The sequence below is a fragment of the Pseudomonas sp. RC2C2 genome (genome assembly GCF_018390435.1).
Classification (GTDB): domain Bacteria; phylum Pseudomonadota; class Gammaproteobacteria; order Pseudomonadales; family Pseudomonadaceae; genus Aquipseudomonas; species Aquipseudomonas donghuensis.
In genome coordinates this window covers 651,873-665,519 of sequence record NZ_JAHBAX010000002.1, presented here as the reverse complement: position 1 = coordinate 665,519, position 13,647 = coordinate 651,873, and the positions used below count along the sequence as shown (strand labels likewise).

The 13,647-nt window shown below is 65.3% G+C and carries 13 protein-coding genes; 2 read left to right on the top strand and 11 right to left on the bottom strand.

Annotated features, from left to right (window positions below):
• Positions 1 to 31: 31 nt before the first annotated feature.
• The 3 genes from KHO53_RS21670 to KHO53_RS21660 all read right to left on the bottom strand — a co-directional run bounded on the left by KHO53_RS21670 (position 32) and on the right by KHO53_RS21660 (position 2,633).
• Entirely contained in the window at positions 32 to 616 is a 585-nt protein-coding gene (locus KHO53_RS21670; RefSeq protein WP_010221833.1) for a DUF3156 family protein, read from the bottom strand.
• Positions 576 to 2,078: an APC family permease gene (locus tag KHO53_RS21665; protein WP_213570814.1), complete on the bottom strand. Its 1,503-nt coding sequence runs from the start codon at positions 2,076 to 2,078 to the stop codon at positions 576 to 578. The genes KHO53_RS21670 and KHO53_RS21665 overlap by 41 nt, the downstream gene beginning before the upstream one ends.
• A gap of 105 nt (positions 2,079 to 2,183) precedes the next feature.
• Positions 2,184 to 2,633: a winged helix-turn-helix transcriptional regulator gene (locus KHO53_RS21660; RefSeq protein ID WP_010221831.1), complete on the bottom strand. Its 450-nt coding sequence runs from the start codon at positions 2,631 to 2,633 to the stop codon at positions 2,184 to 2,186.
• A 92-nt stretch (positions 2,634 to 2,725) separates the two neighbouring features.
• Here KHO53_RS21660 and KHO53_RS21655 point away from each other — a divergent pair, with 92 nt between their 5' ends.
• A complete protein-coding gene (locus tag KHO53_RS21655) occupies positions 2,726 to 3,934 on the top strand; it encodes an MFS transporter (protein ID WP_213570813.1) in 1,209 nt (402 codons plus the stop codon).
• On the opposite strand, the gene KHO53_RS21650 is transcribed toward KHO53_RS21655, so the two are convergent.
• The 7 genes from KHO53_RS21650 to KHO53_RS21620 form a co-directional block, all read right to left on the bottom strand.
• Positions 3,898 to 4,863, bottom strand: a complete 966-nt coding sequence (locus KHO53_RS21650; protein ID WP_213570812.1) for a Csu type fimbrial protein — start codon at positions 4,861 to 4,863, stop codon at positions 3,898 to 3,900. The two genes, KHO53_RS21655 and KHO53_RS21650, sit on opposite strands and share 37 nt — an antisense overlap.
• Positions 4,860 to 7,175 carry a fimbria/pilus outer membrane usher protein gene (locus tag KHO53_RS21645; protein WP_244993547.1) on the bottom strand — a complete coding sequence of 772 codons (2,316 nt, stop codon included), beginning with the start codon at positions 7,173 to 7,175 and terminating at the stop codon, positions 4,860 to 4,862. The genes KHO53_RS21650 and KHO53_RS21645 overlap by 4 nt, the downstream gene beginning before the upstream one ends.
• A 73-nt stretch (positions 7,176 to 7,248) precedes the next feature.
• Positions 7,249 to 8,040 carry a fimbrial biogenesis chaperone gene (locus KHO53_RS21640; RefSeq protein WP_036995992.1) on the bottom strand — a complete coding sequence of 264 codons (792 nt, stop codon included), beginning with the start codon at positions 8,038 to 8,040 and terminating at the stop codon, positions 7,249 to 7,251.
• Between the two features lie 40 nt (positions 8,041 to 8,080).
• The gene (locus tag KHO53_RS21635) at positions 8,081 to 8,584 is read right to left on the bottom strand and encodes a Csu type fimbrial protein (RefSeq protein WP_051636784.1); all 504 of its coding nucleotides are present in this window, start codon (positions 8,582 to 8,584) and stop codon (positions 8,081 to 8,083) included.
• Positions 8,585 to 8,587: 3 nt separating this feature from the next.
• The gene (locus tag KHO53_RS21630) at positions 8,588 to 9,121 is read right to left on the bottom strand and encodes a Csu type fimbrial protein (protein ID WP_036995993.1); all 534 of its coding nucleotides are present in this window, start codon (positions 9,119 to 9,121) and stop codon (positions 8,588 to 8,590) included.
• A 17-nt stretch (positions 9,122 to 9,138) separates the two neighbouring features.
• The gene (locus KHO53_RS21625) at positions 9,139 to 9,666 is read right to left on the bottom strand and encodes a Csu type fimbrial protein (protein ID WP_213570811.1); all 528 of its coding nucleotides are present in this window, start codon (positions 9,664 to 9,666) and stop codon (positions 9,139 to 9,141) included.
• Positions 9,667 to 9,698: 32 nt separating this feature from the next.
• Positions 9,699 to 10,226, bottom strand: coding sequence for a Csu type fimbrial protein (locus KHO53_RS21620; protein WP_036995995.1), 528 nt, complete (start codon positions 10,224 to 10,226; stop codon positions 9,699 to 9,701).
• Positions 10,227 to 10,468: 242 nt separating this feature from the next.
• Here KHO53_RS21620 and zapE point away from each other — a divergent pair, with 242 nt between their 5' ends.
• Positions 10,469 to 11,566 carry a cell division protein ZapE gene (gene zapE, locus KHO53_RS21615; RefSeq protein WP_213570810.1) on the top strand — a complete coding sequence of 366 codons (1,098 nt, stop codon included), beginning with the start codon at positions 10,469 to 10,471 and terminating at the stop codon, positions 11,564 to 11,566.
• 118 nt (positions 11,567 to 11,684) lie between these two features.
• Here zapE and KHO53_RS21610 read toward each other — a convergent pair whose 3' ends face one another.
• A complete protein-coding gene (locus KHO53_RS21610) occupies positions 11,685 to 13,574 on the bottom strand; it encodes a propionyl-CoA synthetase (RefSeq protein WP_010221819.1) in 1,890 nt (629 codons plus the stop codon).
• Positions 13,575 to 13,647 lie beyond the last annotated feature (73 nt).

Here is a 13,647-nt window from a genome sequence, read left to right as displayed (position 1 = left end):
GTGAAAGCAGGTTTGATGCCAGGTGGCCGGGTCAGAGCCCGGCCACTAGCGCCGGCAAGCCTTGCAGCGCGGCCAGCAGGTGCTGGCGTTGCTCGGGGCTCAGGCGAATGTAGCGACGAAAGGCCGGCAGGCGGTTGACCACCTCGCTGGCACCGATGTGTTCGAGGCTCAGGGTCCACTGGCCGTCGCACCGTTGCAGCAACAGGCGCTTGAAGTCCAGCGGCATCAACGCTTGCAGCAATGCGCTATCTGCCTGCAGGCGGCGTTGCAGTTCAGCCTGCAATGCCAGCTCGCCCTTGCGCAGGCGAACCTGCAGCCCGGTGCGCCGCAGTGACCCGCGGTGGTGCAGCACCAGGCGGGCATTGCCCTGGCCGGTGGCAGGCAGGGTCAGGCTGAACTCGGTCAGCACCAGGTGCATGAGCAATTGCGCTTCACAGCGCTCGCGCACCTGCACCGCCTGCCCGGCCCAGTCGAAGCGGCCCAGGCCGGGGGCGACGACCTCAAAGCGCTCCAGGCCCAGGTTGCGCCGCACCCGCTCAAGGGTCAGCCCCGGCCGATAGCCGGCCGGCGCCCGTTCAGACAGCCTTTGCCACAGATGACGCAGGGTAATGGCCATGTGCAGTCCCCGGTTGATGAGCGAATTCCCGCGCCAGCACCTCTTCCACCGAGGCTGGCTTGAACGGATTGACCTTCTGTACCACCAGCGTCCAGAACAGCGCGTACACCGCCGTACCGGCCAGCATCAGGCCGAAGGGCACGTAGATGTCGGCCGGGTCCATGCCTGGCGGGGTGATGAACCACATGCCCAGGACAATCCCCACGCTCGACAGGATCTGCGGCAGCGGGAACAGCGGTGAGCGGTAGGCCCGTGGCAGGTCCGGGCGGCGGATGCGCAGGATCACCACCGACAGGGTCACCAGCAAATACGCGGTACTCCAGGCACACACCGCCGCCAGCACCAGGTGCATGATGCGGTCGGTGTTGCCACCCAGCCACAGGGCATGCAGGCATGGAATCAAGGCGGCGACGAGGATGCACAGCAGCGGCGTTTTAAAGCGCGGGTGCAGGTAGGTGAAGACCTTGGGCAAGGCGCCATCGACGGCCATGCCGTAGAGAATCCGCGGTACCCCGGCCATCAGCGTGTTGATGGTCGCAGCACCGGCGAACAGAAAGCCGATACCCAGCCACAGCGGGCCGATATCGCCCATCACCTGTTCGGCAAACCGCGGGATGGCCATGGGCGTATCCAGCAGGTGCACGCCGCTGGCGGCATCGAGCAACAGGTTCTCGACCTGGCGCTTCATCGCCGCGCCGTAGATGAACATGCACGTCGCCACCCCGAGCAGGCCCAGGGCCATGGCTCGCGGCATGCTCCGCGCCGACTGGCGCAGGTCCGGGGCCAGCGGCGTGACGAACTCGCAGCCGACGAACATGAACATCGCCATGCCCACCAGCGAGAGGATGGTCACCAGGTCGGTGCCCACCAGCGACACCCCGAACCAGCCCTCCAGCTCCACGGCTGGCGCGGCCACCAGGCCGAGCACGCCAAAGACCATCAAGGTGGTCCACATGCCGAAGGTGAGGATGATCTCGGCCTTGCCGAACGCACTGACGCCGAAGGCATTGAGGATGGCGAAGATGATCACGAACCCCACACCCAACAGCCACGAACCACCGGCCGATTCAGCCAGGGTGTTGAGGTGCTCGAAGTTCACCAGGGCCATGACCCCGGCCAGCATGGTCTCGGCGGTGCCGGCAAAGACGTGGACGATCAGGTAGGCCGACAGCGTGCCGGTGATGGCGAAAAAGCGCCCCATGCCGCAGTTGATGTAGTCGTAGACCGCACCGGTGGTCGGCAGGATCGACGCCGCCTCGGCAAAGGTGGTCGCCTGCGCCAGCATCATCACCACGGCAATCAGCATGGCCACGGCGAAGGCACTGCCGCCAATGCCGAAGCCCATGGTCGCAGTGAGGATCACCGGGCTTGCCATGATCAGGCCGATGGTACTGGCAAGGGCGGTGGGAAAGCCGACCGTGCCGCGATTCAGGTGCGCACTGAGCGTGTCGTTGAGCGACATGGCAAAAGACCTCGAGCAGAAGGATGACAGTGGTCCTACTCTGCGCGTTGAGGCAATGGCCGTCTTGCCCGTGGCTGCCGTGACGGTTGTAGCTGGCTGCCAGGTTCAGCCCCTGGCCGGCAGCCGTACACAGTCGTGCGGGCCGAGCAGGCGGCCGTCGGCCGCACGCAGTTCCAGGGCCTTGACCGGTTGGCCGTGTTGCCGGTCGACCAGTTGCGAATGGGCTTCACCCGCAGCGAAGTAGAACGCCTCGCCCCACTGGCGCAAGCCGACGATCAAGGGGAACAGGCCCAGGCCCTTTTCGGTGAGCACGTATTCCTGATAGGCACTGCCCTCGGACACCGGCACCAGTTCGAAGATCTGGTGCTCGACCAACTGGCGCAGACGGGTGCTGAGGATGTTCTTGGCCAGGCCGAGGTTGCGCTGGAACTCACTGAAGCGCTTCAAGCCATCGAAGGCATCACGCACGATCAGCAGCGACCACCAGTCACCAATGGCGTCGAGGGAACGGGCCACCGGGCATTCGGCGTCTTGCAGGCGGGTGCGTTGGACCATGGGAAATCTCGCCAATGAAAGTGGTTGCAATATAAAACCAGTTTATCTAGCGTACAACTGGTTTCATTATGCAACCAGAAGGATTGAACCCCATGCAGCCCGCACATCGATTGTCGTCCGCCGTCGTCTTGCTGTTTTCCGTGGCCTGCGCTTTGGCGGTGGGCAATGTCTATTACGCGCAACCCTTGCTGGAAGCCATGGCCCGGGAATTTGCCATCGACCCGGGCCTGGTCGGCCTGGTGGTGACCCTGACCCAGGTCGGCTATGGCCTGGGCCTGTTGCTGCTGGTGCCGCTGGGCGATCGTCTCAACCGGCGGCGGCTGATTGTCGGCCAGTCACTGCTGTCGGCCCTGGCCTTGCTGCTGATTGCCTGGGCACCGAGTACCCCCTGGCTGCTGCTCGGCATGGGCTTGAGCGGCTTGCTGGCAGTGGTCACGCAAGTGTTGGTGGCCTATGCCGCCACGCTGTCGGCGGCCAGCGAACGCGGCCAGGTGGTGGGGGTGATCACCAGCGGTATCGTGATCGGCATCCTCCTCGCCCGCACCTTGTCCGGGGCCATGGCCGACCTGGCCGGCTGGCGCTCGATCTACTGGCTGTCGGCGGCCCTGACGCTGGTGATCGCCGCGTTGCTCTGGCGCGTGCTGCCGCGCCAGGAACCGGCGCAGGCGCCCACCCGCTACAGCGAACTGATCCGCTCATTGGCGCTGCTGTTGCGCGATGAGCCGCTGCTGCGCCGACGCTCGCTGCTGGCCCTGCTCAGCTTCGCCTCGGCGATGGTCTTGTGGACGCCACTGGTGCTGCCCTTGAGCGCCCCGCCACTGTCGTTATCGACCAGTGAAGTCGGCCTGTTCGGCCTGGCTGGAGCAGCCGGCGCACTGGCCGCGGCACGGGCCGGAGCGTTGGTGGATCGCGGCCTGGGCCAATGGGTCAGTGGCGGCTCGTTGCTGTTGATGCTGGCGTCCTGGGCGGCCATCGCCCTGACCGGCTACTCATTGTGGGCGCTGCTGCTCGGCGTGGTGCTGTTCGACCTGGGCCTGCAGGCCGTGCACGTCGCCAGCCAGAGCCTGATCTACCGCTTGCCCGAAGCCACCCACAGCCGCCTGACTGCCGCCTACATGCTGTTCTATTCAGTGGGCAGTGCCTTCGGCGCGCTGACCTCGACCCTGGTCTACGCCTGGGGCGGCTGGCTGTGGGTGTGTGCCTACGGCGCCCTGCTCAACGCCCTGGCCCTGGGTTACTGGTGGCTGACTGAAGGGGCGCCGGCTCAAAACTGCACGTCGAGTATCACGTTGTCCAGGTAGGTACCGGCTGGGGGGGTGCTCTGGTCGGTGTAGACCTTGGCGTTGTAGTTGAACACCTGGCTGCCGGTACCGGTGCCCGCGCCGGGATTGATGTCGGCATCGGTGCTGGCCCGACGGGCAGTGGTAACGCTGCCCCAGCGCACGCTGCCGGCGCTCTTGAAGATGTCATAGGCGAGGTAATTGTTGGCCGCCGATTTCATCCGCCGCCGCCCGGCGGAAACGTTCTGGCCGTCGTCCAGGCCCACGCTGTAGTTGCTGCCCTTGGTGCAGGAGACGTTGACGTTGCTGTTGACCGTGCTGAAGCCGCCGACCACCGGCGCACTGCCGAAGCTGATATTGGGGCTGGTGATCTGGCAGTCATTGGTCACGGTCAGGCTCACGGTCAGGTTGGTGGTGCCGGTGAGGTTTTGCCGGCCCAGGCAGATACTGCCCACGCCCAGGCCCCAGCAGTAACTGATGTCCCAGTACACCGAGAAGGTTTCCTGATAGAAACCGGCGGCGACGTTGCTGCCGGTCAGGCTCTTGAGGTAGATCGGCACCGCCTTGGGTGTGGTGCCGTTGAGCAGGCCGAGGGCATCGATGATGCCGTTGCGGGCAAAATCGTAGGGCAGGCTGCGGGCGATCGGGAAGTTGCTGGTGTTGTTGGCGTACAGGGTATAGGTGATCACATCGCCGGAGGGCCCGAGCAAGCCGGTACTACCTGCGGGCGGGGTGAAGGTGGCATAGAAATGATCGTCGCTGGCCAGCAGGCTCGCCAGGGAACCTGTGCATTGCAGCCCGGCATTGAGGGTCGAAGCCGACTGTACGGTGGTGCGCACCAGGGTCGAGCTGACGCTGCCAAAGCTTGCCGGCGCGGTATCGACCACCGAGCACAGCGCCTGCGCCTGCTGGCTGAGCAATAACGCCAGCAGCGCGAGCAGGCGCTTCATTGGCACACCAGCGGGCCGATCAGCGGCACCTGGTCCTGCTCGGGCGCCAGCGTGAACTGCACCCGGCAACTGCCGCCATTGGCAATCTGTACCTGCAGGCTGTTGTCCGCAGCCAGCCCCTCCAGATACACCAGCCCGTCCCAACCGACCACCGCCAGCGCCCCGCTCTGCTCGTGGCGCACCTGGCTGCCCAAGGGCAGTTCCTGGTGGTGGCCATCGACCAGGACGATGCTCGCCGCCACCACCCGTTGCAGGGGGAACTCCAGCAGGTAGCCGCTGCCACGACGCACGGCCACGCGCTGCTCGACCTCAGGGGTCTGGACATTGGCCGGCAGCTCCATGGGGTCGATCTCGTACTTGGCCCGGTAGTAGGCGCTGCTCCAGGGCACCAGCAGGTGGCCGTTGCGGTCGGTGCGACCGACCAGCTGGTTCTCGTAACGCACCGGTACGTCGGCAAAGCCTTCGGTACTGACCACCACAAAGGCATCGTCGATGCGGTTGGCGGCGAACACCCCAGCGTCCATCCACACCAGCGACCCGCTGGCATCGGCCCAGCGGGTCATGCTGGCGCTGCTGCCATAGGCGCCGGCCTGCAGTTGCACGGACTGCAGACGCCAGGTGACGTCGGCCTGGCGATAGGCTTCGCGGTCGCCATCGGCGTAACCGAGGTTGAAACCGACCCCGCCTTCGCTGGGCACCGCGCGGCTGTAGTTGACCCGTTGCTGGCGCTCGCCGTCCTTGTTGCGCTCGACGCTGAAGCTCAGGGTGCCACGCAGGTCGAACGGGACCACCAGTTGCGCCTGCAGCGCCCACTGGCTGTCACCGATTTCACGGTTGGCCGACAGGTACAGGCTGCTATTGCCCCACAGTGGCTTGCTCCAGCTGAGGTTGAGCAAGCGGGTCCGCGAGTTGTCGCCGGCACGTACATCAAAGTAGCCGGCACCGAGGCTACCGTACCGCTCCAGGTTAAGGCTCAAGGTCACCTGCTCGCTGCGCTGGCTCAGGCGCGTGTAGGGGCTGTCGACCAGCGACAGGTCGGCGTAGTCGCCCCGCCGTTGCAGGCGCTGGTAGTTAAAGCCCAGGCGCTGGCTGTTGTACTGGTAGCCGAAGCTCAGCTGCTCGCCGCTGCGGCTGTCGAAACGGCTTTGGCTCAGGGCCGTGTTGACCACGCCCCAGTTGCCCACCTGCCAGTTGCCGCCCAGCCCGCCGAGGGCCAGGGACTCGGCCGCCTCGGCGTGGCTTTCGAGGGTGAAGCTGTCGCTCAGGCCATAGCGCAGGCTGGCGGCGGCAACCCCCGGGCCGTAGGCAAAGTCGCGAATCGCGTAATCCCGGCGCAGGCTACCGGCAGCGACCGAGAAATCCGCCAGGCCCTTCTGCAACAAGCTGCTGGTGACATAGAACGGCAAGGTGGTCGATACCTGGCGGCCCAGGGCATCGGTGGTCACCACCACGGCCTCACCGGCGCCATTGATGAACGGCACATTGGTCAGGGTGTAAGGGCCCGGTTGCAGCTCGGCGCTGGAGCTCTTGTAGCCGTTGATGAACAGGTCCACCGAGGACGGCACCGCCGCTTCACCGGCAAAGGCCGGCAACGGGTAGGTGACCAGGTCCGGGCGTACGGCAAAATCACGCGACAGTTGCAGGCCGCCCAGGCGCACCGAGCCGGTCCAGGGCAAGGCGCCACTGATCACGTCGCCGAGCTCCAGGGTCAGCAGGCGCGCTTCGTCGGTATAGCGCCAAGTGGTGTCGTAGCGGCGAAAACCTTCCTGGCTGGCGGCGTAATCGTTGCCACCCAGGGACTGGCGCCACTGGCCGGTGGTCGACAGCGTGCCCCAGCTGTCGAACAGGCGCAGCTCGTTCCAGGCCGCGAGATAGCGACCACCGTCGTCGGTGTCGTTGAGGTACAGGTCATAGTTGAGCAATGCACCGAAGCTGCTGCGCGCTTCGCTGGCCGGGTACAACTGGCGGCTGCCGATGCGCTGGGTCGGCAGCCAGTTGGCCGGCACCTGCAAGAGCAGGCGCTGGCCCTGGCTGTCGTAGTCGGTATGCAGCCCGGGGATGCTGTCCAGGGCCACTTCGGCGCCGTACTCGCCAGGCAGTTCGATACCGGCCGCGTGCAAATCGGCCGTGGCCATGTACAGGCGCCCGGCGCGCTGCTGCACCGCTACCAGCTCAGGGCTGCTCATCTGGTTGACCAGCAGTTCCAGGAACAACGGCGCATCGGCAACCGCTTCGAGGCTGGCCGGGGGCGGCGGCAGGTCGCCGGCCAGCAGCGAGCCACAAACCAGCACGGTCAGGCCACAGGCCTGCAGCGCCGAAAAGAGCCTCACACACCGTATCCGACCATTACCGGGTCCTCCCTGGCCCCTTGCTGCTAGCAGTGGCTCATTGGCCCTGACTCAAGGTTTGCGCCGGCTCCTGGCCATTGACCCGGCCCTTGAGCACCGAGGCGGCGCTCATCGTCTGCGGCGCCGGCCAGCGCATGACCGCGCCGGGCAGCACATAGCCGAGCAGGCCCTCGACCAGCGGCCGGCTCTGGCCGCCCTGCTGCAGCACCACATCGGTCAGGCGTGCGTGCACCGGCCCGCTGTTGCGGATTTCCACATAGGGCTTGCCCTGCACCGACACCTGGCGCCAGCTCAGCGCCGGCTTGCCCACCCCGCTGTCGCCGCGCGGGCCGCTGGCGTCCGGCTTGCCCCACAGTCCCTCGCCATAGACAAACAGCGGCACCGAGTAACGCATCTGAAAGCGGATCGCGGCCTGGGCCTTGTCGGCGCTGGCCACCGCCGGCAAGGCCGGGGGAATTTCATCGATGATGATGCGGTAGGCCTGCTCCTGGCCGACCGGCGAGTTGCCGGTGCGGGTCAGGCGGATCAACTGCTTTTGCCCGGGGGCGATATTGGCCACCGGCGGGCTGCCGATGATCTCGCGCTGGGCCTGGTACTGATCGTCGAACTCGCCCTGGCGCCAGGCGAACACCCGGACCTGCAGGTTGGCCGGTGCGTCGCCGCGGTTTTCCAACCACAGCGCCCCGGCTTTCTGATTGGCCTCCAGCACTGGATCGATCGGCCAGATCAGTACCGAAGTGGCGGCCTGCAACGGTGCACTGCCCAACAGGGCAACCGCGCAAGCCAAGAGGTTGTAACCCAAGCGCGAACTGCCAGCGCCTACTCCCATGCACACACTCCTTATTATCCAAGTCATTCAGCGGCGCGGCTCAAAAGGTCAGCACCACCTGCACCACATCGGTATAGCTGCCGGCCGGCAGAGTGCCGGTCAACTGGGCCCGGGCGTAAACCGGCAAGCTGATGGCCGCAGGGTCGCTGTAGCTCACCGCCACGCTCTGGTTGATGCCCAGGCTCTGGCTGAAGCCGGCATCGCGAAACAGTTGATAGGCCACCAGCGAGGTACCGCTGCTGCGTTTGAGGTTGCGCGTACCACTGGCGCTGTTTAATCCGGCATCGACGCTCATGCTCAGGCTTACCCCCGGCGTGCATTGCAGGGTCACCGTCGTTCCGCCCAGGGCGGTGCTCACGCTGCTGGTCGACAGCGCCGAATAACTGCCGAAATCCAGGCTGCCGTAGTTGCTCACCGCGCCCACCACCAGGCAACCGGAGGCCACCGTGGCACTGACCTGAAAGGTGCTGGTGGTGACCGCCGCCAACGGCAACGGCAGGCTGCCGGCGACCAGGGCCAGCAGCGCCGGCAAGACGCGGTGCACGGCTCAGAAACTCAACTCGACCGCCACCGTGTCGGTGTACACCCCGGCCGGCAGGCCCGCCTTGCCTTTGGCCAGGCCATAAAGGTTGACCGTCTGCGCCGCACCGGTACTGGTCGGCAGCGTGATGGTGTCGTCGATAGCCAGCAGTTGGCTATGCCCTGAATCGGTGTAGAAGTCATAGGGCACGTAGTTGCCGACGCCGTCGTAAAGCGCCCGGCTACCGCCGGCTGACTGGCTGTCATGAGCACCGGCGCGCACCTTGATCACCGGCACCGTACCGCTGGAGCAGAGAATGCTCATGGCGCCACCGCCACCGCCGAGCACTTGCCCGGGGGCATTCGTGAACAGCGCTTCCTGGGTGCCGAAGTTCAGCGTACCGAAGTTCAGGCCGCTGGCACCGCCGCCACCGTTGACCTGGCAACTGGCGATCAGCGTCAGGGTGGCGGTGATATTGCCGGTTACTGTCGCCGCCTGGGCCTGAGCAGCGAGCGCCAGGCCTATGCCTGCGAAAATCAAGCGAGAGAGGTTCAGATGCATGAGTCACTCCTTGCATGCTACCAATCCAGGGTCACCATCAGGGTGTCACGGTAAATGCCGGCCGGCAGCGCCTTGGGATGGGCGACTACTGCACCATAGATCGGAATCGGAATCTGTGCGGCGCTGCTGACCGAAAAATTGCGGGTCTGGCCGATGGCGTAATGGGCCCGGCCTGAAGGGTCGGCGGACAGCTCATAGGGAATCAGCTCGCGGCCGTTGCTCAGCCTTCGCGTGGCACCATCGCCGTTGGTACCGCCGTTGATGCTCACGGTGAAAGCCCGTACCTGCGGGTTACAGCGCACGTGCAGGCTGCCGTCACCGGTGCTGTTTTCGATGCCGGAGTGCAACGGGCTGGTCCAGCTCGGGGCCTGGCGGCCAAAGTCCAGCACACCGCCACCCGGGGTTTGCAGGGCGCCGGGGCCAGCGCTGATCTGGCAGGCGCTGCTGATCACCAGCTGGGCCTGGATATGCCCGCTCATGGCCGCAAAGGCATCGTGGCTGATCAACAGCAGTGGGCCAACACTCAACAGCAATACCCGTTTCATCCTGCCAGTTCCTTTAGCAAGCGCCGCCCCGGCTACCAGGTGACGGTGACTTTGAGCAGATCCGAATAACGCCCCACCACCGGTACGTAGGCCAAGCGGTCGATACGCGCATACAACGGCAGCGCCACCGAGCCCGAGTCGGGCACCCGGGCGTGCTGGACGACATTGACCGGCAGCGGCATGCGCCAGGCCGGGTCCTGATACAAACGGTAGGGGATGGGTCGGGCTGTCGGCTGGTTGCTGGCCAGGTAACGCACCTCGCCGACGCCACCGTGCTGACCACCATCGACCTGTACCTGATAGGCGGTGTCGGGGTTGCATTCCAGGCGTGGTGCACGCACGGCAACCAGTTGGCTGCTGAGCGGGCCGGCCGGGTCGTCCAGCCGCGCGGTGCGGCCGAAGTCGAGCACGCCCAGGGCCTGGGCGCCGGCATCACGGGGCTGGTGAATGAGTACACAGCCGCGCTGCACCTGCACTTTGACTTCAACCATGAAATCGACGGCGCCTGCCGTGCTGGCTAAGAGCAACGCGAGCAGCGTTGTCAAAGAGCGTCCCTTCACCGTGTCATCCTTCAATGCAGGATTTATCTGACCTTGAGGGTAGCAGTGAAGGAAAAACCTGCCAGTTCGCAAGGAAATGTATAAGTCGCGTACAAGATTTCTCTGTAGGAGCGGGCTTGCCCCGCGATAAACATCGCCACCTATCCTCCGTCGAGATCACTGGCCGCCTTCAGTCATATTGGTTAAATTGGCCGCCCTCGCTCAAGCTGGCCCTTGAGTCCCATCGCCCCGAGGAGCCCGGTTTGCCTGCCCTGCCCCCTTCCTGGATACGTTCGCCCTTGCGCGCCTTGCGCCGCTTGAGCACGCCCGCGGCTGATGACCGCGCCCTGGCGGAGACCGTTCGTCAGCATTTTCGCACCCAGGCCACAGCCTGCGGCTACACCCTGAGCGCCGGCCAACTGCGCGTCATCGAACATATGGCCGCCCAGGCGGCACAACTTGAAACTGGCCAGGCGCGCAGCCTGTACCTGTATGGCGCGGTCGGGCGCGGCAAGAGCTGGCTGCTCGACGGTTTCTTCCAGGCCCTGCCCCAGGCCCACAAGCGCCGCCTGCACTTTCATGACTTCTTCGCCCGCCTGCATCAGGGCATGTTTGACCATCGCCATCAGGACGATGCCCTGGCCTGCACCCTGGATGAACTGCTCGAAGACTGCCAGGTGCTGTGTTTCGACGAGTTCCATGTGCACGAAATTGGCGATGCCATGCTCATCACCCGGCTGTTTCAGGCCTTGTTCGCGCGGCGGATATTTTTGCTGGTGACCTCCAACCACGCACCGCAAGGCCTGCTGCCCAACCCGCTCTATCACCAACGTTTCGAGCCGGTGATCGGCCTGATCAACCGCCGTATGCACGTGCTTGAAGTGGGCGGCGAGCAGGACTTTCGTCGCCTGCCCAGCGCTGCTGGCCAGCAGCGTTTTACCCAGGGTCATTACCTGTGGCCGGGCAGCCGCGAACAGCGCCAGGCCTTGCAGTTGCCTGAGCCGGGTGACGCGCCGGTTTTGCTGGAGGTAGGCAAGCGCACGCTGCGCGCACACCTGAGCGAGCAGCGCACGGTGGGGTTTGATTTTGTCGAACTCTGCGAACAGCCCACGGCGGTGATCGACTACCTGGAACTGGCCCGGCATTTTGATCACTGGATCATCGAGCGCTTGCCAAACCTTGAAGACTGCTCGATCGCCGCCCAGCAGCGCTTCGTCAACCTGGTGGATGTGCTGTACGACCAGGACAAGCACCTGGTGCTGATCGGTAGCCGACCGCTGGCCGACAGCCTCGGCGGCAGCGCCAGCGACCTGGCCCGCACCCGTAGTCGGTTGGGGCAGTTGCGCCAGGCTGGCTGCTGAGACCTGAACTACGAGCGCTTCGCGCTCGATCGCCGGCAATGCCGGCTCCCACAGGATTGGCAGTGTTCTCAAGGTTGGTGCAAGACCTGTGGGAGCTGGCTTGCCAGCGATGAGGCCACTACCCCACCCGCGCCAAGCTCGCCAACACCGCTTCGATCTCCACCAGCACCGCCGGATCATCCAGGGTCGAGGGCGGTGTATACGGCTGCTGATCGGCGATCTTGCGCAGCACCGCGCGCAAGATCTTGCCCGAGCGGGTCTTGGGCAGGCGCTTGACCACCCGTACCTGGTTGAAGCACGCCAGGGCGCCAATCTGCTCGCGCACGCTGGCCACCAGTTCGCTCTGCATCTGCGCCTGCGGGATGTCCTGGCCGTCCTTGAGCACCACCAGCGCCAGCGGCACCTGGCCCTTGATCTCGTCGTGCACGCCGATCACCGCACACTCGGCCACGGCCGGGTGGCGGGCGACCAGGTCTTCCATCTCGCCGGTGGACAGGCGATGGCCGGAGACGTTGATGACGTCGTCGGTGCGCCCCATGATGTAGACGAAACCGTCTTCATCCAGGTAACCGCCGTCGCCGGTGTGGTAATAGCCAGGGTAGGTCTTCAGGTAGGCATCCAGGTAACGCTGGTGATCGCCCCACAAGGTCTGGCTGCAACCGGGCGGCAACGGCAAGGCAATGACGATCGAGCCTTGCTGGTTGGCGCCCAGCAGGTGGCCATCCTCGTCGAGCACCCGCACGTGATAACCCGGCACCGCACGGTTGCTCGAACCCGGCCGCGCCGCACTGCCTTCAAGGCCCACGCAGGGCGCGGTCACCGGCCAGCCGGTCTCGGTCTGCCACCAGTGATCGTGCACGGTCTTGCCGCTGGTTGCCTCCAGCCATTGATGGGTACTGGAATCGAGCTTCTCACCGGCCAGGAACAACTGCCGCAGGGAGCTCAGGTCATAGCGGCGCAGCAGTTCGCCGTCAGGGTCTTCCTTGCGGATCGCGCGCATGGCGGTGGGCGCGCAGAACAGGCCGTTGACCCGGTACTGCTCGACCACCCGCCAATAGGCACCGGCGTCCGGGGTGCGGATCGGCTTGCCTTCGTAGAACACCGTGGTACAGCCGTTCATCAACGGCCCGTAGACGATCAGCGAATGGCCGACTACCCAGCCAACATCGGAAATCCCCCACCACACGTCCCCCGCCTGCATGCCATAGATGTGGCGCATGGCAAAGCTCAGGGCCACGGCGTTGCCGCCGTTTTCCCGGACAATCCCCTTGGGTTTGCCGGTGGTGCCGGAGGTGTACATGATGTACAGCGGGTCGGCGGCGGCCAGCTCCACCGGCGCCACCGGGCTGGCCGTGGCCACAGCTTCGAGCCAGTCCAGGTCGCGGCCCTCGACCAGTGCTGCCGTGGCTTGCGGACGTTGCAGCACCAGCACCTGACGCGGCTGGTGCTTGGCCAGTTGCAAGGCACGATCCACCAGCGGCTTGTACTCGATGACCCGGTCGAACTCCAGCCCGCAGGAGGCGGTCAGCAGCAGCTTGGGGCGGGCATCGTCGATGCGCAGGGCCAGCTCGTTGGCGGCAAAGCCGCCGAATACCACCGAATGCACCGCGCCGATACGCGCGCAGGCGAGCATGGCCATGGCCGCCTGCGGCACCATGGGCATGTAGATGATCACCCCATCGCCCTTCTCTACCCCAAGCGCACGCAACAGCCCGGCCAGGCGCGCCACCTCGTCGCGCAGCTGGTTGTAGCTGAACTGCTGCTGGCTGCCGGTCACCGGCGAGTCGTAGATCAGCGCAGTCTGCTCGCCACGTCCTTGCTCGATCTGATGATCAAGGGCCAGGTAGCAGCTGTTGAGCCGGCCGTCGGCAAACCACTGGTGGGTGCCGTCGGCGTTTTCAACAAGGGTGTGCAGGGGCTTGCGGTACCAGGCCAGGTGGTCAGCCTGTTCGGCCCAGAAGCTGGCTGGATCGGCGATGGAGCGGGCGTAGCTGTGCTGATAAGTCATCGAATGAAAACCCTGAACTTGTTGTTATTAATAAAGGGCGAGCTTCGAGTATGGACCGCAGCGGCCAGTCTGC